The 26505-nt window shown below is 70.7% G+C and carries 26 protein-coding genes; 10 read left to right on the top strand and 16 right to left on the bottom strand.

What is annotated here, in order from left to right:
* Positions 1-66: 66 nt before the first annotated feature.
* The gene (locus IO33_RS0112630) at positions 67-1422 is read left to right on the top strand and encodes an AI-2E family transporter (protein WP_031163809.1); all 1356 of its coding nucleotides are present in this window, start codon (positions 67-69) and stop codon (positions 1420-1422) included.
* Between the two features lie 21 nt (positions 1423-1443).
* Here the strand turns inward: IO33_RS0112630 and IO33_RS0112625 are convergent, their stop codons facing one another.
* Both IO33_RS0112625 and IO33_RS0112620 read right to left on the bottom strand, forming a co-directional pair.
* Positions 1444-1977 carry an alkyl hydroperoxide reductase gene (locus tag IO33_RS0112625; RefSeq protein WP_031163807.1) on the bottom strand — a complete coding sequence of 178 codons (534 nt, stop codon included), beginning with the start codon at positions 1975-1977 and terminating at the stop codon, positions 1444-1446.
* Between the two features lie 3 nt (positions 1978-1980).
* Positions 1981-2535 (bottom strand): peroxiredoxin, encoded by a 555-nt coding sequence (locus tag IO33_RS0112620; protein WP_023547062.1) that lies wholly within the window; start codon positions 2533-2535, stop codon positions 1981-1983.
* Between the two features lie 133 nt (positions 2536-2668).
* Between IO33_RS0112620 and IO33_RS0112615 the strand changes: the two genes are divergently transcribed.
* Positions 2669-3613: a LysR substrate-binding domain-containing protein gene (locus tag IO33_RS0112615; protein ID WP_031163806.1), complete on the top strand. Its 945-nt coding sequence runs from the start codon at positions 2669-2671 to the stop codon at positions 3611-3613.
* Positions 3614-3667: 54 nt separating this feature from the next.
* On the opposite strand, the gene IO33_RS0112610 is transcribed toward IO33_RS0112615, so the two are convergent.
* The 5 genes from IO33_RS0112610 to IO33_RS0112590 all read right to left on the bottom strand — a co-directional run bounded on the left by IO33_RS0112610 (position 3668) and on the right by IO33_RS0112590 (position 8480).
* Entirely contained in the window at positions 3668-6007 is a 2340-nt protein-coding gene (locus tag IO33_RS0112610; protein ID WP_031163804.1) for an ABC transporter permease, read from the bottom strand.
* Positions 6004-6699, bottom strand: a complete 696-nt coding sequence (locus tag IO33_RS0112605; protein ID WP_031163802.1) for an ABC transporter ATP-binding protein — start codon at positions 6697-6699, stop codon at positions 6004-6006. The genes IO33_RS0112610 and IO33_RS0112605 overlap by 4 nt, the downstream gene beginning before the upstream one ends.
* Positions 6696-7220, bottom strand: a complete 525-nt coding sequence (locus IO33_RS0112600) for a PadR family transcriptional regulator (protein ID WP_031163800.1) — start codon at positions 7218-7220, stop codon at positions 6696-6698. The genes IO33_RS0112605 and IO33_RS0112600 overlap by 4 nt, the downstream gene beginning before the upstream one ends.
* Before the next feature lie 94 nt (positions 7221-7314).
* Positions 7315-7548 carry a type II toxin-antitoxin system antitoxin gene (locus IO33_RS0112595; protein WP_031163798.1) on the bottom strand — a complete coding sequence of 78 codons (234 nt, stop codon included), beginning with the start codon at positions 7546-7548 and terminating at the stop codon, positions 7315-7317.
* Positions 7545-8480, bottom strand: a complete 936-nt coding sequence (locus IO33_RS0112590) for an SPFH domain-containing protein (protein WP_031163796.1) — start codon at positions 8478-8480, stop codon at positions 7545-7547. The genes IO33_RS0112595 and IO33_RS0112590 overlap by 4 nt, the downstream gene beginning before the upstream one ends.
* Before the next feature lie 230 nt (positions 8481-8710).
* Between IO33_RS0112590 and IO33_RS0112585 the strand changes: the two genes are divergently transcribed.
* Positions 8711-11047: a transglycosylase domain-containing protein gene (locus IO33_RS0112585; RefSeq protein WP_031163795.1), complete on the top strand. Its 2337-nt coding sequence runs from the start codon at positions 8711-8713 to the stop codon at positions 11045-11047.
* Between the two features lie 59 nt (positions 11048-11106).
* On the opposite strand, the gene IO33_RS0112580 is transcribed toward IO33_RS0112585, so the two are convergent.
* From IO33_RS0112580 to IO33_RS0112570, 3 genes are all read right to left on the bottom strand, one after another.
* Positions 11107-13215 (bottom strand): ATP-binding SpoIIE family protein phosphatase, encoded by a 2109-nt coding sequence (locus IO33_RS0112580; protein ID WP_390984984.1) that lies wholly within the window; start codon positions 13213-13215, stop codon positions 11107-11109.
* Positions 13216-13483: 268 nt separating this feature from the next.
* Entirely contained in the window at positions 13484-14173 is a 690-nt protein-coding gene (gene fomD, locus IO33_RS0112575) for a cytidylyl-2-hydroxypropylphosphonate hydrolase (protein ID WP_031163792.1), read from the bottom strand.
* A 90-nt stretch (positions 14174-14263) separates the two neighbouring features.
* Entirely contained in the window at positions 14264-15649 is a 1386-nt protein-coding gene (locus IO33_RS0112570) for a class II fumarate hydratase (RefSeq protein WP_031163791.1), read from the bottom strand.
* Between the two features lie 86 nt (positions 15650-15735).
* Here IO33_RS0112570 and IO33_RS0112565 point away from each other — a divergent pair, with 86 nt between their 5' ends.
* Together IO33_RS0112565 and IO33_RS0112560 are read left to right on the top strand one after the other, a co-directional pair.
* Positions 15736-16536, top strand: coding sequence for a helix-turn-helix domain-containing protein (locus IO33_RS0112565; protein ID WP_031163790.1), 801 nt, complete (start codon positions 15736-15738; stop codon positions 16534-16536).
* Positions 16529-16762, top strand: coding sequence for a DUF397 domain-containing protein (locus IO33_RS0112560; RefSeq protein WP_031163789.1), 234 nt, complete (start codon positions 16529-16531; stop codon positions 16760-16762). Before IO33_RS0112565 ends, IO33_RS0112560 begins: the two co-directional genes overlap by 8 nt.
* On the opposite strand, the gene IO33_RS0112555 is transcribed toward IO33_RS0112560, so the two are convergent.
* The gene (locus IO33_RS0112555; RefSeq protein WP_031163787.1) at positions 16731-18401 is read right to left on the bottom strand and encodes a fumarate hydratase; all 1671 of its coding nucleotides are present in this window, start codon (positions 18399-18401) and stop codon (positions 16731-16733) included. The two genes, IO33_RS0112560 and IO33_RS0112555, sit on opposite strands and share 32 nt — an antisense overlap.
* Positions 18402-18601: 200 nt before the next feature.
* On the opposite strand from IO33_RS0112555, the gene IO33_RS0112550 reads away from it, so the two are divergent.
* Positions 18602-19336 (top strand): DUF1707 SHOCT-like domain-containing protein, encoded by a 735-nt coding sequence (locus IO33_RS0112550; RefSeq protein ID WP_031163785.1) that lies wholly within the window; start codon positions 18602-18604, stop codon positions 19334-19336.
* 174 nt (positions 19337-19510) lie between these two features.
* Positions 19511-19888, top strand: a complete 378-nt coding sequence (locus tag IO33_RS0112545) for a WhiB family transcriptional regulator (RefSeq protein ID WP_031163782.1) — start codon at positions 19511-19513, stop codon at positions 19886-19888.
* Between the two features lie 66 nt (positions 19889-19954).
* Here IO33_RS0112545 and glpX read toward each other — a convergent pair whose 3' ends face one another.
* A complete protein-coding gene (gene glpX / locus IO33_RS0112540) occupies positions 19955-20989 on the bottom strand; it encodes a class II fructose-bisphosphatase (RefSeq protein WP_031163780.1) in 1035 nt (344 codons plus the stop codon).
* Between the two features lie 128 nt (positions 20990-21117).
* Between glpX and IO33_RS0112535 the strand changes: the two genes are divergently transcribed.
* The gene (locus tag IO33_RS0112535; protein ID WP_031163777.1) at positions 21118-21645 is read left to right on the top strand and encodes a DUF4245 domain-containing protein; all 528 of its coding nucleotides are present in this window, start codon (positions 21118-21120) and stop codon (positions 21643-21645) included.
* Between the two features lie 63 nt (positions 21646-21708).
* Here IO33_RS0112535 and IO33_RS0112530 read toward each other — a convergent pair whose 3' ends face one another.
* The 3 genes from IO33_RS0112530 to xseA all read right to left on the bottom strand — a co-directional run bounded on the left by IO33_RS0112530 (position 21709) and on the right by xseA (position 23904).
* Positions 21709-22299, bottom strand: coding sequence for a malonic semialdehyde reductase (locus IO33_RS0112530; RefSeq protein ID WP_031163774.1), 591 nt, complete (start codon positions 22297-22299; stop codon positions 21709-21711).
* A 169-nt stretch (positions 22300-22468) separates the two neighbouring features.
* Positions 22469-22699 (bottom strand): exodeoxyribonuclease VII small subunit, encoded by a 231-nt coding sequence (locus tag IO33_RS0112525; RefSeq protein WP_031163772.1) that lies wholly within the window; start codon positions 22697-22699, stop codon positions 22469-22471.
* Positions 22696-23904, bottom strand: coding sequence for an exodeoxyribonuclease VII large subunit (xseA, locus tag IO33_RS0112520; RefSeq protein ID WP_031163769.1), 1209 nt, complete (start codon positions 23902-23904; stop codon positions 22696-22698). The genes IO33_RS0112525 and xseA overlap by 4 nt, the downstream gene beginning before the upstream one ends.
* 83 nt (positions 23905-23987) lie before the next feature.
* Between xseA and IO33_RS0112515 the strand changes: the two genes are divergently transcribed.
* The gene (locus IO33_RS0112515; RefSeq protein ID WP_107069292.1) at positions 23988-25004 is read left to right on the top strand and encodes a 4-hydroxy-3-methylbut-2-enyl diphosphate reductase; all 1017 of its coding nucleotides are present in this window, start codon (positions 23988-23990) and stop codon (positions 25002-25004) included.
* Between the two features lie 29 nt (positions 25005-25033).
* Positions 25034-25780 (top strand): polyphosphate--glucose phosphotransferase, encoded by a 747-nt coding sequence (gene ppgK, locus IO33_RS0112510; RefSeq protein WP_031163764.1) that lies wholly within the window; start codon positions 25034-25036, stop codon positions 25778-25780.
* Between the two features lie 39 nt (positions 25781-25819).
* On the opposite strand, the gene IO33_RS44110 is transcribed toward ppgK, so the two are convergent.
* Complete coding sequence (locus tag IO33_RS44110; RefSeq protein ID WP_031163761.1) at positions 25820-26377, bottom strand: DUF6542 domain-containing protein; 558 nt, start codon at positions 26375-26377, stop codon at positions 25820-25822.
* Positions 26378-26505 lie beyond the last annotated feature (128 nt).

Genomic DNA, 26505 nt, shown 5'->3' with positions numbered 1-26505 from the left:
ACCCGAATGCCTCCAGGGGGAGGAGAGGTGGCGAGCACGCGGGGACGCGGGGGAAGAGGACGGATCATGTCGCGAGTGCCACGGTGGCTCGGCCGGGTCGGTGCCCGTCTCACGGAGATGAGCGAGCGCCTGGACCAGCGCCGTGCGGAGGTCGAGCGCGAGCAGAGCACAGCCGCCGAGGACACCGCGCCCGAATCCGGCGCCGCCGACCCCGCCACAGCTGCCGCGGCTGCCGCCGCCGCACCCCCCGTCCACCGGCCCGCGCCCCCGGCCGGCCCCCGCCCCGATCCCGCCGAGGCCGTGCCCTGGGGCGTACGGGTGGCGGCCGAGGCGGGCTGGCGGCTGCTGGTCCTCGCGGGCACGGTCTGGGTCCTGATGCGGGTCATCAGCGCCGTCCAGCTGGTGGTGTTCGCCTTCGTCATCGCGCTGCTCGTGACCGCGCTGCTGCAGCCGACGGTCGCCCGGCTCACCCGCCGCGGGGTGCCGCGCGGCCCGGCCACCGCGCTCACCGCGATCAGCGGGTTCGTCGTCATAGGGCTCATGGGCTGGTTCGTGACCTGGCAGGTCATGGAGAACATCGACACGCTCTCCAACCAGATCCAGTCCGGCATCGACGACCTGCGCGACTGGCTGCTGAAGAGCCCCTTCCACGTCACCGACAAGCAGATCAACCAGATCGCGAAGAACCTCCGCGAGGCGATCGGCGCCAACGCCGACCAGATAACGTCCGCGGGCCTGGAGGGCGTTCAGGTCATCATCGAGACCCTCACCGGCATCCTGCTGGTGTTCTTCTCGACGCTGTTCCTGCTCTACGACGGCAAGCGCATCTGGGAGTGGTTCCTGAGGCTGGTGCCGACCGCCGCGCGCCCGGGCGTGGCCGGTGCCGGCCCGCGCGCCTGGCGCACCCTGACCGCCTATGTGCGCGGCACGGTCCTGGTCGCCCTGATCGACGCCATCTTCATCGGTATCGGCATCTACTTCCTGAACGTGCCGATGGCCGTCCCGCTGGCCGTCTTCATCTTCCTGTTCTCCTTCATCCCGCTGGTCGGCGCGGTCGCCTCCGGCGCGCTCGCGGTGATCGTGGCGCTGGTGACCCAGGGTGTCTTCACGGCCGTCATGACCCTGGTCGTCGTCCTCGCGGTGCAGCAGATCGAGGGTCACGTCCTGCAGCCCTTCATCCTCGGCCGCGCGGTCCGCGTCCACCCGCTGGCGGTCGTCCTCACGGTCGCGGCCGGCGGCATGGTGGCCGGCATCGGCGGCGCGGTGGTGGCCGTACCGCTGGTGGCGGTGACGAACACGGTGGTCGGGTATCTGCGGCAGTACTCGGTGGAGCTCCAGGCCCAGAAGGCCGCCGCGCTCGCGGACGAACCCGCCCCGGCGAGCACCGGTGAGAACGCGGAAGACCCCGCCCACCAAGGGTGAGCGGGGTCCTCGCGGAACGGCCTACTCGGCCAGGACGGCCTCGGTCTCAAGCGTCACGCCGACGGCCTGAACCACGGACGCGATCTTGAACGCCTCCTGGATCACCTCGCGCTCCACGCCGGCCTTGCGCAGCACCTGCTCGTGCGAGTCCAGGCACAGGCCGCAGCCGTTGATCGCGGACACCGCGAACGACCACAGCTCGAAGTCCACCTTCTCCACACCGGGGTTGCCGATGACGTTCATCCGCAGACCCGCGCGCAGCGTGCCGTACTCGTGGTCCGACAGCAGGTGGCGCGTCCGGTAGAAGACGTTGTTCATCGCCATGATCGCGGCGGCCGACTTCGCGGCCGTGTACGCCTCCGGCGAGAGGTTCGCCTTCGCCTCCGGCTCCAGCTCACGCAGCACGATCGGGGAACGGGAGGCGATGGCGGTCGCCAGCACCGTGCCCCACAGCTGCTGCGCGGGCAGGTCGGAGTTGCCGATGACCGAGCCCAGGTTGAGCTTCAGGTCCTTGGCGTAGTCCGGGACGCGGGACTTCAGCGAGTCGAGCGACATGGGTCACTCACCAGCCAGCAGCGCGACCGGGTCCAGGGTGTCCTCGCCCTTGCTCCAGTTGCACGGGCACAGCTCGTCGGTCTGCAGGGCGTCCAGGACCCGCAGGACCTCCTTGGGGTTACGGCCCACGGAACCGGCGGTCACCATCGTGAACTGGATCTCGCGGTTCGGGTCGACGACGAAGACGGCGCGCTGCGCGAAGCCGTCCTCGCCCTCGATGCCCAGGTCGCGCATCAGCTCGTGCTTGGAGTCGGCCATCATCGGGAACGGCAGGTCGGTCAGGTCCGGGTGGTCCTTGCGCCAGGCGTGGTGGACGAACTCGGAGTCACCGGAGAAGCCGAGGATCTGGGCGTCGCGGTCGGCGAACTCGTCGTTCAGCTTCCCGAACGCGGCGATCTCGGTCGGGCAGACGAAGGTGAAGTCCTTCGGCCATGCGAACACGACCAGCCACTTGCCCTCGTAGGACTTGTGGTGGATCTGCTCGAACTCCTTGCCCTTCTCCAGCGAGACGCAGGCGGTCAGTTCGAACTCGGGGAACTTGTCACCGACAGTGAGCACATGCTCTCCTTGCAGCGAAGAAAGACCCCTTTTGAGGATCTTTCCCATGGGTTGGACGTTGTCGATGTTGGCACAGGGTGCATTGATTAGGGAAATAGCTACACTCGGTCAGGTTGATCGGAGGTGGTTATCAGTGACCACGAGTAACGGCAAGCGAAGGCAGCCGAGCCTCGCACAGCTGCGGGCCTTCGCCGCCGTCGCCGAGCACCTGCACTTCAGGGACGCGGCAGCCGCCATCGGGATGAGCCAGCCCGCCCTGTCCGGCGCGGTCTCGGCACTGGAGGAGACCCTCGGGGTGACCCTCCTTGAGCGTACGACGCGCAAGGTGCTGCTCTCGCCCGCCGGTGAACGTCTCGCCGTGCGCGCGAAGGCGGTACTGGACGCGGTCGGCGCGCTGCTGGAGGAGGCCGAGGCGGTCCGTGCGCCGTTCACCGGCGTCCTGCGCCTCGGGGTGATCCCGACCGTGGCACCGTATCTGCTGCCGGCCGTACTGCGGCTCGTCCACGAGCGTTACCCGCACCTCGACCTCCAGGTGCACGAGGAGCAGACCGCCAGCCTCATCGAGGGCCTCAACTCCGGCCGCCTCGACCTGCTGTTGCTGGCGGTCCCGCTCGGCGTGCCCGGAGTCGTCGAACTCCCCCTGTTCGACGAGGACTTCGTGCTCGTCACCCCGCTCGACCACTGGCTCGGCGGCCGCGAGGGCATCCCGCGCGAGGCGCTGAAGGAGCTCAACCTGCTGCTCCTGGACGAGGGCCACTGCCTGCGCGACCAGGCCCTCGACATCTGCCGGGAGGCCGGCCGCGCGGACGCCCCGGTCACCACGACGGCCGCCGGACTGTCCACGCTGGTCCAGCTGGTGGCCGGCGGCCTCGGCTGCACACTGCTGCCGCGTACGGCGCTGAAGCTGGAGACCACCCGGAGCAGCCAGCTGCTCACCGGCTACTTCGCCGAGCCGGCACCCAGCCGCCGCGTCGCCTTCGCCATGCGGGCCGGCGCGGCGCGCTCCGCGGAGTACGAGGAACTGGCCTCCGCCCTCCGCGAGGCGCTGCGTCCGCTGCCGGTGCGGGTGCTGGACTAGCGCCGCGCGCGCCTTGACCAGCGCCCCGCACTCCTGGAGTGGCGGCGACGCCGCCTACTCCGTGCGCAGCCCTTCCGGCCGCATCAGCCGGACCAGCGGAGGCAGGCTCAGTACGGTGACCGTGAGGACCACCGCCGCGCCGGCGCCGGTCATCGACAGCACGCTCGGCCAGTCCACGGACACCGTCGTTTTCACCATCTTCAGCAGCACCGTGCCCAGCGTCAGCCCCATGGTCAGGGCGAGCAGCAGGCCGAGCGTGATCGGGATCGCCGTCTGCCAGAGCACCGACATCCCCAGGGTGCGCCGCCGGGTGCCGAAGGCGACCAGCGCCGACAGCAGTTTCCTGCGCTCGCGCAACTGCTCCAGCTGGGAGACCAGCAGGCTCACACCGATCAGCGCCAGCACACAGACGGCGCCGGCGAACGTGGCGGTGCGGATGGAGGAGAACTGCGCCGACCGGTCGTTGGCCGCGTACACCATCGCGTCCGCGAAGGGGTCGATCCGCGCCGCCGTGTTGCGGACGTACTCGTGCACGTCCGGCACCGACTCGTCGAGCGAGAGGTACATCGCCCCGGTCAGCGCGCTGCCCATCCGGGCGGACACGGCGGCCGGAGTCATCAGCACGCCGCTCTCCTTGATCCCGTTCGGGCTGGTGATCGCGCGGGCCCGCTTCAGCCCGCCCGGTACGGTCCACACGACATCGTGGCCGTCGCGCAGGCCGTCGCTGGTGTTGGCGTGCAGGGTGCGGCCCGGACGGGCGAGCTTCGCCACGTCGGCGTCCCGGTCCCCGCCGGTCGCCGCGAAGACGTCCCCGTCGCGGCAGCTCGGCAGGTCGGCCACCTCGCGCAGCGCGGCGCAGGTGCCGACGGTGAGGCCTACGGAGTTCTCCGGCCCCCGGCCGGAACGGAAGCGCCGGTCGCCGAGCTCGGTGCTGCCCAGCGCGACCGCCCTCCGTACGCCCTCGGTCGCGGCGAACTTCTCGGCGGCCTGGGTGAAGGGGAGCCCCCGCGACAGGTTGACCTGCATCTGCACGCGGTCGGTGTCCTGCCCGGTGGCTTTGGTGAAGTCGCCCTGGACGCCGGCGAACAGCATCTGCAGCGCGATCGCCCCGGCCACCGCGACCGCGATGCCGTTCACCATGCGGGCCGCCGACCCGCTGCTCAACTGCAGTCGCCGCACCGCCAGTTGCCAGGCAACTCCGCCGCGCCCCAGTCGGGCCACCACCGCCTCGACGGCCCACGGCAGCAGCGCGGTCAGGCCGATGAGCAGCAGCAGGACGCCGCCGACCACCAGGTACTCGTTGAAGTCGCTGGTGTGGCCGTTCCCGATCATCGGCGTGAGGCAGGCCAGTCCGCCCAGTGGCAGCAGCAGCCGCCACCACAGCCGGCGGCGCCTGGGCCTGGCCGTACGGACCACGCCCAGCGGCTCGATGACCACCCCGCGCAGCGCGAACAGCGTGACCAGCACCGCGGCCGCCGGAACAGCGACCGCGACCAGGGCGGCCAGCGCCGGGGAGGGGTCGAGGTAGCTGGGGAACACGCTGATGCCCACGATCTCGACCGAGCCCGCGAGCTGCCGGCCGAGCAGGAAGAACACGGTGCCGAAGACGAGTCCGACCAGCGAGCCGGCGAGCGCCTCGCCCGCCGCGATCCGCCGGGTCATCCGGCTGTCGGAACCCACCAGCCGCAGCGCGGCCAGCCTGCGGTCGCGCCGCTCGCCGCCGAACCGTACGGCCGTGGCGATGAACACCGCGACCGGCGTCAGCAACACCACGAAGACGACCAGGACCAACAGGAGCAGGACCGGGTCCGTCTTGTCGGGCGGGGTCACCTGCGGCGACCCGAAGCGGGTGATCCGGGCCGTCCGCCAGCCGTCGAGGTGCTGTGCCAGGTTCTTCGCCCCGGCGTAGTAGGCGAGGTCGTGCGAACCGATGAGCCCGGGCTCGCCGATCGTCCCGGCGATCCGGTACGGCAGCCGCTCACGCAGCAGCTTGCCGGCATCGGAGTCGAGGAGGTCCTTCAGCGCGGGGGAGACGACCATCTCGCCCGGGGCCGGATACTTCGACAGGCCCGGTGCGAGCGGTGCCCGCGGCCCCTCCGGTTCCACCAGCCGGCCACGGACATCGCTGCCGTGGTAGGTCGTGTCCTCGTCGGAGATCACCAGGGTGTTCGCGGCCTTCGGCCGGTTCGGGCCGTAGGTGTAGTCCTGGCGGGCGTCGTTGCGCTGGTCCCGTACCGCGAGCGCGGTCGGGAACGCGGTCGTCAGCAGCAGCAGCGCCACGCCCAGCCCCACACCGACCGCCGTCAGCAGCACCCGGATCCAGCCCTCGCGCCCGCCGGTGAAGGCGAACCGGACCCCCATGCCCAGATCCCTGGACCACTGCCGCACGTTCATACGGCGCGCTCCATGTCGCGGGACTTGCCGTCGCGCACGACGATCTCGCGGTCGGAGTAGGCGGCCACCCGGGCCTCGTGCGTGACCAGGACGACGGCCGCGTTGGTGGAGCGGGCCGCGTCGGTCAGCAGCTCCATCACCCGCTCGCCGTTGAGGGAGTCGAGCGCGCCGGTCGGCTCGTCGGCGAACACCACCCGGGGCCCGGTGACCAGCGACCGCGCCACCGCGACCCGCTGCCCCTGGCCGCCGGAGACCTCACCGGGCCGCTTGTCCCTGAGGTCGTCCACCTCCAGCCGTTCCATCCAGCCGAGCGCGGCCCGCTCGGCCTGCCTGCGGGAGGTGCCGTTCAGCCGGAGCGGCAGCGCCACGTTCTCCACGCAGGTCAGCTCCGGGACGAGCTGCCCGAACTGGAAGACGAACCCGAACTCGCTGCGGCGCAGCGCGCTGCGCTCGGTGTCGCTCATGCCGGTCAGTTCACGGCCGTTGTAGGTGATGGTCCCGGAGTCGGGCGGCACGATGCCGGCGAGGCAGTGCAGCAGCGTCGACTTGCCGGAGCCGGAGGGGCCCATCACGGCGACGACCTCGCCGGGGTGGATGGAGAACTCGGCGCCGTCGAGCGCGACCGTGGGGCCGTAGACCTTGTGCAGGTTCTCGGCGGCGAGCAGGGAGCCGGGGGGAGGGACGCTGGTCACGCGGTCACCGCCGCACGGAGCTTGTCCAGGCGCGCGGCGGTCAGTTCCAGCCAGCGCAGATCGGCCTCCAGGTGGAACAGTGCGTGGTCGCAGATCAGCTGGTCCGCGAGGTCGCCCTTGCGCTTGCGGTCGGTGAGGATCCGCATGCTGCGCAGGTGCTCGGCGCGCTGGGTGTCGAGGATGACGGAGGCGTCGCGGTGGGTGAGGAGGGCGAGGACGACCTTGGTGTACAGGGTCGACTGCAGGTACTCCTCCGGCTTCTCCGGGGTGCCGAGCCAGCGTTCGACGTCGGTGATGCCCGCGTCGGTGATCGCGTACCGCTTGCGCTCGGGGCCGCCGCCCGCCTCGATCCCGTCGACTTCCACGAGGCCGTGCTTCAGCAGCCGGGACATCGTGGAGTAGACCTGGCCGTAGTGCAGCGGCCGGTCGTGACCGAACTTGTCGTCGAAGGCCCGCTTGAGGTCGTAGCCGTGGCACGGGCCGGACTCCAGGAGCCCTAGGAGGGTGTGACCGATGGACATGCAGAGCACTCTACACACGGTGTATACGCCGGATGTATACACGGAGTGTGATGATCGTGGCGGGGTGTGCGGCGGTGCAGGTGGGGGGCCATTGTCACGGTTCGGACACGGGCGGCCTTCCCCTGCGCGGCAGCGGTCCCGTCTCCTTCGGCAGCCGGCCCGCCTCGGCCAGTGCCTTCCTGAGGAGGAACTCGATCTGCGCGTTGGCCGACCGCAGTTCGTCACCGGCCCAGCGGGCCAGCGCCTCGTACACCGACGGATCCAGCCGCAGCAGCACCTGCTTGCGCTGCTGCGGCCGTCGCTTCGGAGCCTCCGAAGGATCCGTCACTGGTAGAGCGTCCCGGTGTTGAGGACCGGCTGCGGGGCGCGGTCGCCGCACAGCACCACCATCAGGTTGGACACCATCGCCGCCTTGCGCTCCTCGTCCAGTGCCACGATGTCCGCCTCGGCGATCCGGCCGAGCGCCGCCTCGACCATGCCGACCGCGCCGTCCACGATCTGGCGCCGCGCGGCCACGACCGCGCCCGCCTGCTGCCGCTGGAGCATCGCCGAGGCGATCTCGGGAGCGTAGGCGAGATGCGTGAACCGCGACTCGACGACCTGCACGCCGGCCGCCTCCACCCGCGCCTGCAGCTCGACGGCCAGCTTCTCGGTGATCTCTTCGGCGTTGCCGCGCAGCGACAGACCGTCCTCGTCATGGGCGTCGTAGGGGTACTCGATCGCGATGTGCCGTACGGCCGTCTCGGTCTGCGTGGCCACGAACTCGGTGAAGTCGTCCACCTCGAAGGTGGCCTGCGCGGTGTCCTGGACCTTCCAGACCACGACCGCGGCCAGCTCGATCGGGTTGCCGTAGGCGTCGTTGACCTTCAGGACGGCCGTCTCGTGGTTGCGTACCCGGGTGGAGATCCGGGTCCGCGAGGTGAAGGGGTTGACCCAGCGCAGGCCGTCCTGCCGGATCGTGCCCCGGTAGCGGCCGAAGAGCTGGACGACCCGGGCCTCACCGGGCGAGACGGTGTTCAGCCCGCGCAGCGAGATGATCGCGGCGAGGAAGACCACGATCCCGCCGACGATGAGCCCGGCCTTGGGGCCGGCGGCGGAGACGGCCGAGGCGGTGGCGAGCAGCGCGACGGTGGCGCCGAGCCCGAGCAGGCCGAGCAGCAGGGCGAGCCCGCCGCCGATGCTGTGGGCGGCGAACTCCCGCACCCGTGGCGCGGGCATCTCGGGTACGTCGGCGGTGGCGGCCGGGTCAAGTGCGGACATGGTGGTCCCCGTTTCTCATGAGGCCTGGCGCGGCAGGCCCTAGCGTGCTTCTAGCTAAGTGATATCACTTTTAGCGGTGGAAGCAACCCCGTGACTTCCAGAGTCGTCGGTTCCCAGGGGGCAGGTGCTGATTCTCACGTCCGTAAAAGAACGGATCAGACGCCCTTTGTCATATAGGTGAGTGTTAGCTTTCGGAGCTGACCCCGAGACGGAAGCGAGCGTAGGGACCCATGGGACGAGCGGAAGAGAGACGAGCGCGACAGCGCGGTGGCCGCCGCGCGGCGCCCCAGCGCCGCCGCTCCACGCCCGAGACGGGGGCAGCCGGCTCCGGGGCCGGCGGCACAGCCGCCAAGAAGAGCCTCATACGCCGGCTCTTCACCTGGAAGAAGATCCTGGGCACCTTCTTCGGCTTCTGCCTGCTGATCATCGCGGCCTTCATCGGGCTCTACCTGTACGTGGACGTCCCGGCGGCCAACATCGCCGCCCAACAGCAGAGCAACGTCTACAAGTTCAGCGACGGGCGGACCGTCCTCACCCGTGACGGCAAGGTCAACCGTGAGATCGTCGACCTCTCGAAGGTGCCGCGCAAGGTCCAGCTGACCTTCGTCGCCGCGGAGAACAAGAGCTTCTACCACGACGCCGGCGTCGACTTCAAAGGCACCGCCCGCGCCCTGCTCAACACGGTCTCCGGCAAGGGCAAGCAGGGTGGCTCGACGATCACCCAGCAGTACGTCAAGAACTACTACCTCAACCAGGACCAGACCGTCACGCGCAAGCTGAAGGAACTGGTCATCTCGCTGAAGGTGGACCGCGAGAAGAAGAAGGACGACATCCTCGCGGGCTACATCAACACCAGCTACTACGGCCGCAACGCCTACGGCATCCAGGCCGCGGCCCAGGCGTACTTCCACACCGACGCCGAGAAACTCGACGTCGCGCAGGGCGCCTATCTCGCCGCGCTGCTCCAGGCACCCAGCCAGTACGACTGGGCCGTCGCCACGGACACCGGCAAGCGGCTGGTGACGGCGCGCTGGAACTACGTCCTGAACAACATGGTCGACGAGGGCTGGCTGTCCAAGCCCCAGCGCGACGCCATGCACTTCCCCAAGATCAAGGAGCCCAAGGCCGCCGCCGGCCTCGGCGGGCAGAAGGGCTACCTGGTCGCGCTCGCCAACCAGCAGCTCGAACAGCAGCTCATGGCCGAGCAGGGCCTGACCCAGTCCGAGGCGGAGAACGCGGTCGTCGGCAAGGGCTGGACCATCACCCTCAACATCGACCGCAAGAAGCAGGCCGCGCTGGAGAAGGCCGTCAAGAGCCAGCTCACCGGCGAGCTCGACAAGAAGAAGCGCAAGGTCGACGGCGCCGTCCAGCCCGGCGCCGTCTCGGTCGACCCCAAGACCGGCAAGATCGTCGCGCTCTACGGCGGCCAGGACTACTACAAGCACTACTACAACAACGCCACCCGCAAGGACTACCAGCCGGCCTCGACGTTCAAGCCGGTCATCCTGGCCGCCGCGCTCCAGAACAGTGCGACCACGCAGGACGGCGATCCCATCACGGCCAACACGGTCTACGACGGCACCAGCGGCCGCCAGGTCATCGACCACGGCAGCAAGGTCGACTTCGGCCCGCCGAACGAGGACCACAAGGACTACGGCCCGATCACCGTCCAGCAGGCGATGAACAACTCCGTCAACTCCGTCTTCGCGCAGATGGGCATGGACGTCGGGATGGCCAAGGTGATGGAGACGGCCAAGCAGCTCGGCATGGACACCAAGGGCATGGAGCCCGTGCCCGCCCAGACACTGGGCTCCATGGGCGCCAGCCCGCTGGAGATGGCCGGCATCTACGCCACCTTCGCCAACCACGGCGAGAAGGTGACCCCGACCATCGTCAAGTCCGCGGAGCGGCAGGGACGTACGGTGAAGATGCCGGACCCGATCGGCGGCTCGGTGATCGCACGGACCGCCGCCGACACGGTGACCTCCGTGCTCACCGGCGTGGTCGACGACGGTACGGCCAAGCGCGTGGCCGACAACCCGCTGCGCGACGGCCAGCAGGTGGCGGGCAAGACCGGTACCTCCGACGAGGACAGGTCCGCCTGGTTCACCGGCTACACGCCCGACCTGGTCACCTCCGTCGGTCTGTTCGGCGAGGACCCGAAGAGCAAAGCCCATGTCTCCCTGACGGGTGCGGCCGGCCTGCTCGACTCCACCGGCGGTCCCGGCCGCGTCAACGGCGGCGGCTTCCCGGCGCAGATCTGGGCCGCGTACACCTTCGGCGTGACGGAACGGGCCAAGTTCGACCTGAACACCACGCAGGGCGCGGCCGTCGCACCGCCACCGTCGTCGCCGGCGCCGAGTCACTCGTCGTCGCCGTCCCCCAGCCGCAGCTCGTCGTCGCCGTCCCCGAGTCACTCGTCGTCGCCGTCCCCGAGCCGGAGCTCGTCGTCACCCTCGCCGAGTCACTCGTCGTCGCCGTCCCCGACTCACTCGTCGTCGCCGTCCCCGAGTGAACCCACGGACGACATCACCCCGGAGGACCCGCTCGACCCCGGCAAACAGTAGGGGCACAGGCGAGGGGCGCCCGGCATCAGCCGGGCGCCCCTCCCTCATGTCCGGGGCCCTCAGCCCCGGTTCAGCTCGAACCAGACCACCTTGCCCGTGCTCAGCCGGGTCGCACCCCAGCGCCGCGCCAGCTTGTTGACCAGGTACAGACCGCGCCCGCCCTCGTCCGTGGCCCGGGCCTGCCGCAGCCGCGGCAGCTGCGGCACATCGTCGCCGACCTCGCAGCGCAGCACGTCCGTGCGCAGCAGCCGCAGCGTCACCGGCCGCGACGCGTACCGTACGGCGTTCGTCACGACCTCGCTGACCAGCAGCTCCACCGAGTCCGTCAGCTCCTCCAGGTCCCAGCGCGCGAGCGCGTGCCGGGCCAGCCGGCGGGCCTGCCCCGGCGCGGAGTCCTCCGGCTCCAGCCGCCAGTACGCGACATCGCTGGGCGCGATCCCGTCGAAGCGGGCCGCGAGCAGCGCGATGTCGTCGTCCCGGTCGCCCGGCCCGAGCATGTCCAGCACCTCGTCGCACAGGGCTTCCAGCGGCGGCGGATGGTCGGGGCCGGTCAACTGGGCGGTCGCGGCGAGCCGTTCCCGCAGCTGCTCTATACCGGTCCACACGTCCCGCAGCCGGGACTCCACCAGCCCGTCGGTGTACAGGAGCAGCGTGGCCCCGGCGGGCGCGTCCAGCTCGACGGCCTCGAAGTCGACCCCTCCGACGCCGATCGGCGCGCCCGGCGGCACCCGCAGCACCTCGGCCCGGCCGCCCAGGTGCAGCAGCACGGGCGGCGGATGACCGGCGTTGGCGATCGTGATGCGGTGCGTGACCGGGTCGTAGACGGCGTACAGACAGGTCGCCATCCGGTCGGTGCCCAGCCGCTGCGCCTGCTCGTCCAGGTGGTGCAGCACCTCCTGCGGCGGCAGGTCGAGCCCGGCCAGGGTCTGCGCCGTCGTGCGCAGCTGACCCATGATCGCCGCCGAGGTCATGGAGTGCCCCATGACATCACCGACGACCAGCGCGACCCGGCTGCCGGGCAACGGGATCGCGTCGTACCAGTCGCCGCCCACCCGCGCGGTCTCCGCGGCCGGCAGGTACCGGGACGCCAGCCGCACACCCGTGGGCCGGGGCAGCGTCTCGGGCAGCATGGTGCGCTGCAGCTCGTCGGCGATGTACGCCTCCCGGCCGTACAGCACCGCCTTGTCGATGCCGAGCGCGCTGTGCGTGGCCAGCTGGGCCGCCACCAGCAGGTCGTCGGCCTCGAACGGCAGCCGCTCCGGGCGGCGCAGGAACAGGGCCGCGCCGATCACCCGGCGCCGGCCGCGCAGCGGCGCGAGGATCGCGTGCTGCCCGGACGGTACGACCGCCTCACCGCCCTCGCCGAGCAGCTCGGGCAGCGCGGCCCGGGCGGCGGGCGCGTCGGCGAACACCGGGCGCACCCCGCGCAGCACCTCGTTCAGCGCGCCGCCGGGGCGCACCTCGCACAGCTCGGTGGTGAGCGCGGACAGCTCGGCCAGCGCGCTCGGCTCCGGCTCCGGCTCCGGCTCGAAGGCGGGCGGCAGCAGCACACCGTCGGTGTCCCGCTCCTCCGGGACCCGGTCGGTACGGCGCAGCCGCAGCACCACCGGACCGGTGGGCCGCTCGTCGCCGACCGGCAGCGGGTCGCGCAGGTAGACCAGGATCGCGTCCGAGAACGTCGGCACCGTCGCCCGGCACAGGCCCATCACGATCTCGTCCAGATCGAGGCCGCGGGCGATCCGCCGGGTGGCCGCGCCCACGAACCTCAGCCGGTCCCCGTCGCGCCGCATCGGCATCGGCCGGCCCGGCGGCAGACCGCGTCCGCTACGGCGCTCCTGGCCGCCCGACGTCCGCTCCTGCTCGGTGCCGGGCTGCGGCGGAATGGCCTCCGGCGCGGGGCGCGGGCGGTGCGCGCCGGGCTCGGTGGTGGCGGGCTGGGAGTGCTCGGGGCCGTTGACTGGGGGCTCCTTCCCCTTGTTCCCCTTGCCGCAGGGCGTGGTCGTCCCCGGGCCCGGGGGCGTGCCGTCCGTCCGGGCCTGGACCGGTAAGGCGGCGGACCCGCCGAGCTGCTTCGGGGCACGCCGGAGCGCCCCGCGGGCCTCCGCGGGGTCGGCGCCCTGGGGGCGCTCGAAGGAGGTGGGCTGCTCCGTCACGCGTGTCGCATCCATCCGTACGGCACTGCGCGCCGGGCGCGCAGTTGCTCCCGCAGAAGTCCCGATACCCGCAATACGTGCCCCAGGAACAGAATTCCCGCGTGCTCAGAGGTGGTTCCTGTGCCGCCACCGATCGCGGTGGTCACGCCGTCGTACCCCTCGCTCACGTCCTGCCGCCCCTCGGTGACGATCGGTCAAGCCGGGTCCATGCTCCCGGAGTTGCTTATGTGCGCCCTTGCGGAGGACGATCCTACGTTTCTTGCCCGGGGGCGCATCAAGGGTCTCATGAGGACACGTGCGCGGGCGTACGGTCCCAGTCCTCGGGGAGAGAAGGTACCGGCCAGGACGGATCCGGGCGCCAGTGCTGCCAGCCGTCCGGGAACGGCGGTCCCCACGCCTCGATCGCCTCGACCGCGTCCCGCCCGGCCGCCCGGACCCGTTCGGCGGTGGCCGCGTCCATCAGCCCGTCCCGCTGGGCCTGCGCGAACTCGTCCTCGTCGCGCCAGTGCCAGCTGCGGTCGGGGTGGACGGAGATGTCCAGGAAGTAGTCCACGGAGTCCACCCCGCCCGCCCAACGGGCCAGGGGCTGCTCAAGGTTGACGTACCAGTTCTTGAACCGCCAGCCCGGGTCCCAGAACAGCCACACCGACCAGGGCCGGCCCGGCTGGGCCAGCTTCAGCACACCGGTGCCGAACCAGCGGTCCCGCTGCACCGTGCGAGGCTTGGTGTAGCGGGACTCCAGCGGCTCCTGGTGCACGGGCGTGCCGTCGGCCAGGGCGGGTTTCATGCAGTCGGTGCCGGGGGCCAGCCACACGGCGAGCAGTTCGGCGTCGTCGCGTACGACGGTGACGGGCCGGGCGATGTGGAAGTGCTCACCGGCGTTCTCCCGGTACCGCCACAGGATCTGGTCCCCGGGGTTCCAGTAGGTCGCAGGTTCCGCGTCCACGCGTGTCATCGCTCCGTCGTCCGTCATGGAGAGATATTAGGTGCCGTAGGCATACGACGCTGCGGCGCACGTCACGGTTCCGGGCGGGGGCCGTGGCCGGAAAAGGCCGGGCCGAGGTCAGGGGTGGGTCATCCGCAGGACGTCCAGCGCCTCGTCGAGCTGTTCCAGGGTCAGCTCACCGCGGTCGACGTACCCGCTCTCCAGCACCACCTCGCGGATCGTCTTCCGCTCGGCGAGGGACTTCTTGGCGACCTTCGCGGCCTCCTCGTACCCGATGTACTTGTTGAGCGGGGTGACCACGGACGGGGACGACTCGGCATACTCGCGGGTCCGCTCCCGGTCGGCGGTGATGCCGTCGATCGTCCGGTCGGCCAGCAGCCGCGAGACGTTGGCGAGCAGCCGGACGGATTCGAGCACGTTCTTGGCGATGACCGGCAGCATGACGTTCAGCTCGAAGTTGCCCGCGGCGCCGGCGGTGGCGATGGTGGCGTCGTTGCCGACGACCTGCGCGGCGACCATCAACACGGCTTCGGGCACCACCGGGTTGACCTTCCCCGGCATGATGGACGAGCCCGGCTGGAGGTCGGGCAGCCGGATCTCCGCGAGCCCGGTCCGCGGCCCCGACGCCATCCAGCGCAGATCGTTGGCGATCTTCGTCAGCCCGACCGCGATGGTCCGCAGCTGCCCGCTGGTCTCCACGATCCCGTCCCGGGCGCCCTGCGCCTCGAAGTGGTCGCGGGCCTCGGTCAGCGGCAGCCCGGTGGCCCGGGCGACCTCCTGGATGACGGCGGCGGAGAACCCGGGCGGGGTGTTGATCCCGGTGCCGACGGCGGTCCCGCCCAGTGGCAGCTCGGCGAGCCGGGGCAGGGAGGCCCGCAGCCGCTCGACGCCGTAACGGATCTGGGCGGCGTATCCGCCGAACTCCTGGCCGAGGGTCACGGGTGTGGCGTCCATCAGATGGGTCCGCCCGGACTTGACGACGTCGGCGAACTCCTCGGACTTGCGGGTCAGGGAGGCGGCGAGGTGCTCCAGGGCCGGGATCAGGTCCTGGGTGACGGCGGCGGTGGCGGCGATGTGGAGGGAGGACGGGAAGACGTCGTTGGACGACTGCGAGGCGTTGACGTGGTCGTTGGGGTGCACGTCCCGGCCCAGCCGCTCGCTCGCCAGGGTCGCGATGACCTCGTTGGTGTTCATGTTGGACGAGGTCCCGGAGCCGGTCTGGAACACGTCGACGGGGAAGTGCTCGTCCCACTGTCCCCGGGCGACCTCGGCCGCGGCCTCCTGGATGGCCTCGGCGACCTCCTTGTCGACCACACCGAGCTCCGCGTTCACCTTGGCGGCGGCACCCTTGATGTGGGCGAGGGCCTCGATGTGGGCGCGTTCGAGACGCTGACCCGAGATGGGGAAGTTCTCGACGGCGCGCTGGGTCTGCGCGCGCCACTTGGCGGTGGCGGGGACGCGGACCTCGCCCATGGAGTCGTGCTCGATGCGGTAGTCGCTCATGGGAGTTATAGCGATCGGGCACGCGGAGTTGTTCCCGGGCGTTACGCTGAGTGAGCGAACGATCGCCGACTGCGAAGGGGCGCCTCATGGGGACGGCATACGGGGACTGGCTCCGGCAGCAGCGGGAGGCGGCGGGGATGACGCAGGAACAGCTGGCGGAGGCGGCGATCATGTCGCGCACGCACATCGCGCACATCGAGGCGGGGCGAAGGGTGCCGTCGAAGGAGGACGCACGGCGCCTGGACCAGGTGCTCAACACGAGGGGGGCGCTGATCAAGTTCCGGCCGGGTCATGACCGCAGGCCGGTGGTGGCGCATTTCGAAGCGGCGCTGGCGCTGGAGCAACAGGCATCGGTGATCCGGGAGTTCGCCCTGTCGTTCGTGCCCGGCATCCTCCAGACGGAGGCGTACGCCGATGCGGTGCTGCGGGACGGGGCGTTCCCGCCGCTGGGCAAAGAGGAGCGGGCCAAGGCCGTTGCCACGCGGCTCGACCGGGCGCGGATCCTCAACGACCCCGTCAACCCAGTGGTCTGGGCCCTGATCGACGAGGCCGTGCTCCGGCGACCGGTGGGCGGCGCAGCGGTGATGGCCCATCAGATCAGCTACCTCGTGCGGCTGGTGGAGGCTGAGCGGATCCGGGTGCACGTAGTGCCGCTCGGCCTCGGCGGGCATCCCCTCATGGTGAGCATGCTCTCGCTGATGTGGTTCGAGGACCAGCCTCCCGTGGCTTACGTCGAAGCCCTGCACACCGGCGCGGTGCACGACGAACCGGCCCTGGTCGAACGCTTCCAGGCGACCTACGCTCTCGTGCTGGGGGACGCCCTGCCGCAGACGGAGTCACTTGCTCTGATGCGGTCGATCGCGAAGGAATACGGCCATTATGACTGAGCAGCGCATAGTCCCGGACGCCTCTGTGCTGAAGGGTTGGCGCAAGTCGTCCCACAGCGGCGGCGACGAGGGCAGCTGCCTCGAAGTCCTCGACCACCACCCCCACGGCCTCCCCGTGCGGGACTCGAAGGTCCCGCACGGTCCGGCCGTCGTCTTCGGCCGGTCGGCCTGGTCGTCGTTCGCGACCTGGGTCGTCACGCCAGCCCGGGACCGCGCACCGGAATAGACGTGAACGTCGGCTGGGGGGCCGGGTCCTGGAAGAAGTCGTTGCCCTTGTCGTCCACGACGATGAACGCCGGGAAGTCCTCGACCTCGATCTTCCAGACCGCCTCCATGCCGAGCTCCTCGTACTCCAGGACCTCGACCTTCTTGATGCAGTCCTGGGCGAGGCGGGCGGCGGGGCCGCCGATGGAACCGAGGTAGAAGCCGCCGTGCGCGTCGCACGCGTCGGTTACCTGCTTCGACCGGTTGCCCTTGGCCAGCATCACCTTGGAGCCGCCCGCCGCCTGGAACTGCTCCACGTAGGAGTCCATGCGGCCGGCCGTCGTCGGGCCGAAGGAACCGGAGGCGTAACCCTCGGGGGTCTTCGCGGGGCCGGCGTAGTACACCGGGTGGTCCTTCAGGTACTGCGGCATCTCCTCGCCCGCGTCCAGCCGCTCCTTGATCTTCGCGTGCGCGATGTCACGGGCCACGACCAGCGGGCCGGTGAGGGAGAGGCGGGTCTTGACCGGGTACTTGGTCAGCTCGGCGAGGATCGTGTCCATCGGCTGGTTGAGGTCGATCCTGACCACGTCGGACGACTCGTCGAGGTGCTCGTCCGTGGTCTCCGGCAGGAAGCGCGCCGGGTCGGTCTCCAGCTGCTCCAGGAAGACGCCCTCGGCCGTGATCTTCGCGACGGCCTGGCGGTCCGCCGAGCAGGAGACGGCGATGGCCACCGGGCAGGACGCGCCGTGCCGGGGCAGGCGGACGACCCGTACGTCGTGGCAGAAGTACTTGCCGCCGAACTGCGCGCCGATGCCGATCTTCTGGGTCAGCTCGAAGACCTTCTCCTCCAGCTCCTTGTCCCGGAAGCCGTGGCCGAGCGGCGAGCCCTCGGCCGGGATCTCGTCCAGGTAGTGCGCGGAGGCGTACTTCGCGGTCTTCAGCGCGTACTCGGCGCTGGTGCCGCCGACGACGATCGCCAGGTGGTACGGCGGGCAGGCGGCCGTACCGAGCGAACGGATCTTCTCCTCCAGGAACTTCATCATGGAGGCCTCGTTCAGGACGGCCTTCGTCTCCTGGTACAGGAAGGACTTGTTGGCCGAGCCGCCGCCCTTCGCCATGAACAGGAACTTGTAGGCGCCGCCGTCGGTGGCGTACACCTCGATCTGGGCCGGCAGGTTGGAGCCGGTGTTCTTCTCCTCCCACATGGTGAGCGGAGCCATCTGCGAGTAGCGCAGGTTCAGCTTGGTGTAGGCGTCGTAGATGCCGTGCGACAGGTGCTTCTCGTCCGCGCCTTCGGTGAGGACGTTCTGGCCGCGCTTGCCCATGACGATCGCCGTGCCGGTGTCCTGGCACATCGGGAGCACGCCCGCCGCCGCGATGTTCGCGTTCTTCAGCAGGTCCAGGGCGACGAACTTGTCGTTGCCGGACGCCTCCGGGTCGTCGATGATCCGGCGCAGCTGGGCGAGGTGGGCCGGGCGCAGGTAGTGCTGGATGTCGTGGATGGCCTCCTCGGCCAGCTTGCGCAGCGCCTCCGGCTCCACCTTGAGGAACGTCCGTCCGTCCGGTCCCTCGACGGTGGACACGCCCTCCGAGGTCACCAGCCGGTAGGGGGTGGTGTCCTCGCCCTGGGGGAGCAGATCGGTGTACGCGAACTCAGGCATCTCAGCCCATTCCTCACTCTGACGGACGGCCGCCCGCCGACGCTGGCGGGCCTCACCAGCCTAGAACCTGCCACCGACACGGAACCTGTGAGGTGAGGCTCAGTGTTTGTGACGTAGGGCTCAGTGGGGCCCGGTGGCGACACGCCCGAGGTTCTCCACACCCCTAGTCGCGATCTATCGCGTTTCGGTACGCTGCTGTCGTGGACCTTCAGAAGCCCGCCCGTGCCCAGGACGCCGCACCGGGCGTCACCGAACTGCGCGCCTCGGACGCCGACCGCGACCGGGTCGCCGACATCCTCCGCGAGGCCCTCGCCGAGGGCCGGCTGACCGCCGACGAGCACGCCGAGCGCGTGGACGGCGTGCTGAACGCCAAGACCGTGGGCGAGCTGGACGCCTTCATCCGGGACCTGCCCGCCGCCCACCAGCAGCCGTCCGCCCCCGCCTACATACCGGTGCCGCCCCGCCCCGCGCCCGGCGCGATCCCGCCGGAGGCCGACGCCAACGTGGTCGCCGTCTTCAGCAGCGCGGTGCGCCGGGGCCGCTGGCGTGCCGGGCGCCGGCTGCACGCGTACTCGGTCTTCGGCAGTGTCGAGATCGACCTCAGCGAGGCGATCTTCGAGTACCAGCAGGTCGTGATCAAGGCCGTCTCGGTCTTCGGCGACGTCCAGATCCGCGTCCCGGAGAACGTGTCGCTGCGCGGCACCGGAGGTGGCGTCCTCGGCAACTTCGAGGTGGACACGCTGGACTCGGTCGAGTCCGACGCCCCGGTCGTCTATGTCGAGGGCTTGTCCGTCCTCGGCAACATCGAGGCGCGCGCCAAGCGCGGCAAGCGGGTGGCGGACATCCTGGACCGTGTGCAGAGCAAGGTCGACCGCAAGCTGGATCGTGTCCAGGACAAGGTCGACCGGAAGCTGCGCAAACACCTGGGGCGTTGACGGTCGCGAATCCGCCGGTGACCGGAAGGGCCCCGTCCTCCCGTGCTCCCGCGGTGGGGGCGTGAACGAGCCGACGCGAGCCTACCGTTGGGAACGCTGTGCATAGGCGCGCGCACAGCGGGTAGGCCTTGCTGCATCGTCTCTCGCTCGCGAAGCCGTCGTCAGGAGTAGACCGTGCTGCAACCGCCGCATTCGTCCCTGCAGGTCGCTGCCGTTCCGGCCCAGCGGATGCCAGCGCGCGACAGGGACCAAGACGCTCCCTGGCACACCGAGGCGGTCTGCCAACGCGACGAGGCTGGTCTCTTCTTCGCCCCGTCGAAGGAGCCGACCGCCGCCCGGCTCTCCCGCGAGGAGGCCGCAAAGCGTGTCTGCGCGCGTTGCCCCGTGATGGTCGAGTGCCGCGAACACGCCCTCCTCCAGCCGGAGCCGTACGGCGTCTGGGGCGGCCTCACGGCAGCCGAACGCCGCGTGGTCCTGGCGAGGCGCCGCAGGCGGGAGATGGAACTGAAGAAGGCCGCGAGGGCGACGACGGCCAACCGCATAGCGGGTTAGGACCACGGAGGTGGGGCGCCCTCTCCGCACAGAGGGCGCCCGCCTGCCTCGAAGGGCGCGGGGCCGCTACTTGGCCCGGTCGAAGTCGATCGCGCTGTAGGCCCGCAGCTTCCTCAGCCGGTGCTCGGAGTCGATCCTGCGCACCGTCCCGGACTTCGACCGCATCACGATGGACTCGGTCAGCGCGGTCTCCGAGCGGTAGCGCACGCCCCGCAGCAGCTCACCGTCGGTGATACCGGTCGCGACGAAGAACACGTTCTCCCCGGACACCAGGTCGTCGGTCGTCAGCACCCGGTCCAGGTCGTGGCCGGCGTCGATGGCGCGCTGCCGCTCCTCGTCGTCCTTGGGCCACAGCTTGCCCTGGATGGTGCCGCCCAGGCACTTCACCGCGCAGGCCGAGATGATGCCCTCGGGCGTACCGCCGATGCCGAGCAGCAGGTCGACGCCCGTGCCCTCGCGCAGCGCGTACACCGAGCCGGCGACATCGCCGTCGGAGATCAGCTTGATGCGTGCGCCGGCCTCCCGGACCTCCCTGATCAGGCCTTCGTGCCGCGGCCGGTCGAGGATGACGACGGTGACGTCCTCGGGCGAGGACTTCTTGGCCTTGGCGATGCGCCGGATGTTGACCGCCACGGGCGCGTCGATGTCGACGAAGTCGGCGGCCTCCGGGCCGGTGACCAGCTTGTCCATGTAGAACACGGCGGACGGGTCGAACATGGCGCCCCGCTCGGCGGCGGCCAGGACGGCGATCGCGTTGGGCATGCCCTTGGCGGTCAGCGTGGTGCCGTCGATCGGGTCGACCGCGATGTCGACCTCGGGGCCGGTGCCGTCGCCCACGTGCTCCCCGTTGAAGAGCATCGGGGCCTCGTCCTTCTCGCCCTCGCCGATGACGACGACGCCGTTCATCGACACGGTGGAGACGAGGGTCCGCATGGCGCGCACCGCGGCACCGTCGGCGCCGTTCTTGTCACCGCGCCCCACCCAGCGGCCCGCGGCCATCGCGGCGGCTTCGGTCACCCGGACGAGTTCCAGGGCGAGGTTACGGTCGGGAGCCTCGGAGGGAACATCGAGCTCGGACGGAAGGTGATGATTTTCGGTCATCGGAGCGCACCTTTCTGATACGACGACGGCCGGATGAGGGTATTGGACCCTGACTCTATCGCCGGACAGACAAAATGAGCAGGGGACCCCACGGATGAGCGGATGGGGCACCTGCGACGATAGAGGGCGTGGCAGGTTCGAACGGCAAGCAGAAGACGGCCCGGGACATGATCCTCTCCCTGGCCCTGATCGGTATCGCGGCGGCGGTCGTCTACCTCCTCGCCATCCCGCACGACGATCACACTCCCGACCTCAAGCGGGTCGACTACCGGGTCGAGCTGAGCACGGCCCGTCGGGCGGCGAGCTACCCGGTGGCCGCGCCCGAGGGCCTGCCGAGCGCGTGGAAGGCGACCTCCGTCCGCTACCAGGGCGAGAACTCCGACCGCTGGCACCTGGGCCTCCAGACGCCGGACAGCCAGTACGTGCAGGTCGAGCAGTCCACGCAGAAGCCCGCCGACTTCATCGACGAGGCCAGCCAGGGCGCGTCGGCCACGAAGCAGACCGAGACCATCGGCGGCCGCACCTGGACCCGCTACACCGGCGGCCGCTACGACGCCCTCGTCCTGAACGGCACCCACGGCTCCACGACGGTGGTGGCCGGCACGGCGTCCTTCACGGAGCTGACGAAGGTGGCGGCGGCGCTGAGGACGCGGTGAGCCACGGGCGCCATGCGCGAAGGCCCCCGGCGGTGCCGGGGGCCTTCGTCGTGTTCCGGTGGCTCAGACGGTCGTGACCACGTCGTCGTACGCCAGGCGCGGCGAGCGCGGGAACCAGGCGTCCGGGCCCGGCCTGCCGATGTTGACCACCATCAGCGGGGTGTGGTCGTCGTCGAGGAACTCCTTGCGGACACCCTCGAAGTCGAGGCCGGTCATCGGGCCGGCGGCGAGGCCCGCGGCGCGGACGCCGATGATGAAGTAGGCGGCCTGCAGGGCGGCGTTCAGCGCGGCGGCGCCCTCACGGGCCGGACGCTCGCTGAAGAACAGGTCCTTGGCCTGCGGGAAGTGCGGGAAGAGGGTCGGCAGCTCCTCGTGGAACTCGTTGTCCGCGGAGAGGATCGCGACCAGCGGGGCGGCGGCCGTCTTCGGCTGGTTGCCCTCGGCCATGTGCCGCACCAGGCGCTCGCGGGCCTCGGGGGAGCGGACCAGGGTGATGCGCAGCGGGCTCTGGTTGAAGGCGGTGGGGCCGTACTTGACCAGGTCGTAGATCGCCTGGACCTGCTCGTCGGTCACCGGCTCGTCGGTGAAGGCGTTCGCGGTGCGGGCCTCGCGGAACAGCAGGTCCTGGGCGGCGGGGTCAAGAACGAGAGACATGCGTGGACTTCCTAGGGGGCGTCGTGCTCCGGCGTACCGGACCACGGTCCGGTTCTGCTGACGACACCGACCCTACGACAGTGAAGTTCAACCTTCAACAAAAGGCGGGGTGGGGTGACCCGCTTCACAGCCCGCCCGCGCCTCCCCGACGCCCCCGCCCCCTCCGCGCCTACCCGACGCCCTCTCCCGCTCCCTCTTCCTCCTCGGCGAGGGCCGCGTCCAGCCGGGCCCGCGCCCCCTCCAGCCAGCGCCTGCACACCTTGGCCAGCTCCTCCCCGCGCTCCCACAGCGCCAGGGACTCCTCCAGCGTCGTACCGCCCGCCTCCAGACGCCGTACGACCTCGATCAACTCGTCCCGCGCCTGCTCGTACGAGAGCGCCTCGTCCACCTTGCTGGTCATTCGCTCACCTTCACCGTGAATTCACCGTCGGCGACGCGCGCACGCAGCGCCTCGCCCTCCGTCACCTCGTCAGGGCCCCGCACCACATGCCCGTCGGGCTTCTGCAGGACCGCGTAACCGCGCTTGAGCGTGGCGGCGGGGGAGAGGGCCACCACGCGCGCGTGCGTATGGGTCAGCTCCGAGTCCGCGCGGTCCAGGAGATGGCCCAGGGTGCGGCGGCTCCGCCCGACCAGGGAGGCCACGTGGTCGGCCCGCTCGTCGAGCATCCGGTGCGGATCCTCTATCGAAGGGCGGGCCAGCGCGTGCGCGAGGCCCCGCTCCTCCCGCTCCAGATACGCGTTCACACAGCGCCGGGCCCGGTCCCGCAGCATCCGCACCCGCTCGAACTCCTCGCCCACGTCCGGGACGACCTTCTTGGCCGCGTCGGTCGGGGTGGAGGCACGCAGGTCGGCGACATGGTCCAGCAGCGGATTGTCCGGCTCGTGCCCGATGGCGGAGACGACCGGCGTACGGCACTCGGCCACGGCCCGCACGAGCTGCTCGTCGGAGAAGGGCAGCAGGTCCTCGACGCTGCCACCGCCCCGCGCGACGACGATGACGTCCACGTCCTCGATCGCGTCCAGCTCCTTCACCGCCTGCACGACCTGCGGAACGGCGTGCACGCCCTGCACGGGGACGTTGCGCACCTCGAAGCGGACGGCGGGCCAGCGGTGCCGGGCGTTCTCCAGCACGTCCCGCTCCGCGGCCGAGGCACGCCCGCAGACCAGCCCGATCAGCTGCGGCAGGAAGGGCAGCGGCTTCTTCCGCTCCGGCGCGAACAGCCCTTCCGCCGCGAGCGTCTTCTTCAGCCGCTCCAGCCGGGCCAGCAGCTCGCCGACGCCGACGGGCCGGATCTCGGCGGCGCGCAGCGACAGCTGGCCCCTGGGCGCGTACCACTCCGGCTTCGCCAGGACGACGACGCGGGCGCCCTCGCCGACGACGTCCGCGACGGCGTCGAACACCTGCCGGTAGCAGGTCACGCTCACGGAGATGTCGTGCGACGGGTCGCGCAGCGTCAGGAACACGACGCCGGCGCCGGGCCGCCGCGACAACTGCGTGATCTGCCCCTCGACCCACACCGCGCCGAGCCGCTCGATCCAGCCCCCGATCAGCCGGGAGACCTCGCCGACGGGGAGGGGGGCTTCGGGAGTGGTTTTCGCAGCCATGCGCTTGAGGGTAACGGGGGGTACCGACAGGAGGAGCTGCGCCGGACGCGGCCGTGGGAAACGCCGCCGGACGCACCCTTACGATGGGACGTATGACCGCTTCGCCTGGCCGCCGTGTCCTGCTCGCCGCCCCCCGGGGCTACTGCGCCGGTGTGGACCGCGCCGTGATCGCCGTCGAGAAGGCCCTCGAACAGTACGGGGCCCCGATCTACGTCCGGCACGAGATCGTCCACAACAAGTACGTCGTGCAGACCCTGGAGAAGAAGGGCGCCGTCTTCGTCGAGCGGACGGAGGAGGTGCCACCGGGCAACATCGTCATGTTCTCCGCGCACGGCGTCGCCCCGGTCGTCCACGAGGAGGCCAGGCAGGGCCGCCTCGCCAGCATCGACGCCACCTGCCCGCTGGTCACCAAGGTCCACAAGGAAGCCGTCCGCTACGCGGGCGAGGACTACGACATCCTCCTGATCGGCCACGAGGGCCACGAGGAGGTCATCGGCACCTCCGGCGAGGCCCCCGACCACATCCAGCTGGTCGACGGCCCCGCAGACGTCGCCAAGGTCGAGGTCCGTGACGAGTCGAAGGTCGTCTGGCTGTCCCAGACCACCCTCTCCGTCGACGAGACCATGGAGACCGTCGACGCCCTGAAGGCCAAGTTCCCGGGCCTCGTCTCGCCGCCCAGCGACGACATCTGCTACGCCACGCAGAACCGCCAGCTGGCCGTGAAGCAGATGGGCGCCGAGGCCGAGCTGGTCATCGTCGTCGGCTCGCGCAACTCCTCCAACTCCAAGCGGCTGGTCGAGGTCGCCAAGCTCGCCGGCGCCCGCGAGGCCTACCTCGTGGACTTCGCCAGCGAGATCGAGGAGGCCTGGCTGGAGGGCGTGACGACGGTCGGCGTCACCTCCGGCGCCTCCGTCCCCGAAGTCCTGGTCGAGCAGGTCCTCCAGTGGCTCGCCGAGCGCGGCTACGCCGACGTGGAGATCGTCAAGGCCGCCGAGGAGTCCATCACCTTCTCGCTGCCCAAGGAACTCCGCCGTGACCTGCGCGAGGAGGCGGCCGCCCTGGTCGCCGAGCGCGGCGGGTCCGGCACCGCCGAGGCGTGACTGTCAGTCGCCCGTCGTAACGTGGTGCCATGCAGATCTTCGGTGTGGACATCGGTGGATCCGGGATCAAAGGCGCCCCTGTGGACCTGGACAGGGGTGCCCTGGCCCAGGAACGCCGCAAGGTGCTCACCCCGCATCCGGCGACACCCGACGGCGTGGCCGAGGGGGTCAAGCAGGTCGTCGACCACTTCGGCTGGACCGGCCCGGTCGGCCTGACCTTCCCCGGAGTGGTCACCGGCGGTGCCACGGTCCGTACGGCCGCGAACGTCGACAGAAGCTGGATCGACACCGACGCGCGCGCCCTGTTCAGCGGCAAGCTGGGCGGCCTCCCGGTGACCGTGGTGAATGACGCGGACGCGGCGGGAGTCGCGGAGATGCAGTTCGGCGCCGGCCGAGGCCGCAGGGGCACGGTCATCCTGCTCACCTTCGGCACCGGCATCGGCAGCGCCGTCTTCACCGACGGCGTCCTCGTCCCGAACACGGAGCTGGGCCACCTGGAACTGGGCGGCCACGACGCGGAGAGGCGCGCCTCCAGCAAGGCCAAGGACGACCACGACCTGAGCTGGCAGCAGTGGGCGCGCCGTGTCCAGAAGTACCTGGCGCACGTGGAGATGCTGTTCTCGCCGGAGCTGTTCGTCATCGGCGGCGGCGTCAGCCGCAAGTCCGACAAGTTCCTGCACTTCATCGAGGGCGTCGAGGCCGAGATCGTCCCCGCCCAGCTGCAGAACGACGCGGGGATCGTGGGGGCGGCGATGAGAGCGGCCCAGCAGGCTTAGGGCTCCCCTTCCGGATCCTGCCGGGCCGCGTGCGCGGGGTCAGGCGCGGCGCCGGCGCCCCCGTACCCAGCACACCCGGCGCACGAGCACGATCAGCCCGGTGGCGAGCGTCCCGCCGTACAGCCAGCCGGCCTGGGTGGCGAGCCCGGTGAACAGCCCCATCAGCCGGCCGAGCAGCCCCTCACTGCCGTCGGCGACGGGCAGCAGCCCCACCGCGAACGCGATCGGCATGACCACCGGAGCGGTCAGCACGTCCCCGGCCCGCACCCACAGCGCGGTCAGGACGCACACCGGCAGGAACAGCACGCCGTACACCGTGAGGGACGCGCCGAACAGCAGCGAGTCCAGGCAGCCCAGCAGGAACATCACCACGGCACAGAACAGACCACTGCCGAGCCCGGTGAGCCGGGCACCGGCAGGCGGCGGACCGGGCGGCACCGGCCGTGCGGCGCGCTCCCGGCGCCCCGGCCGCCGCGCCCCCGGGCCGGGCCTGCGCTCGCCGCCGGGCCTGCGCCGCGCCTGCGGAGGCAGGTGCGAGGGCTTCGGCGAGCCGCGTCGCGCTCCGTCGTTCGGGGGTCGCGTTCTGCGTTGCTCCACTGGACCAACTTAGGTCTGTTTATGTGCCGAATAGGCCATCAGACACGCCGAGGGAAAGAGCTCGGTCATGTGTTCGACGCCTTCGGGAGCCCCCTGGCGCGGACGCCGTAGACTGGTGGATCGGCCAG

It is taken from the genome of Streptomyces durhamensis (genome assembly GCF_000725475.1).
GTDB classification, from domain to species: domain Bacteria; phylum Actinomycetota; class Actinomycetes; order Streptomycetales; family Streptomycetaceae; genus Streptomyces; species Streptomyces filipinensis.
The sequence above is the reverse complement of the archived record's forward strand: the minus strand, read 5'-3'. Positions and strand labels throughout refer to the sequence as shown.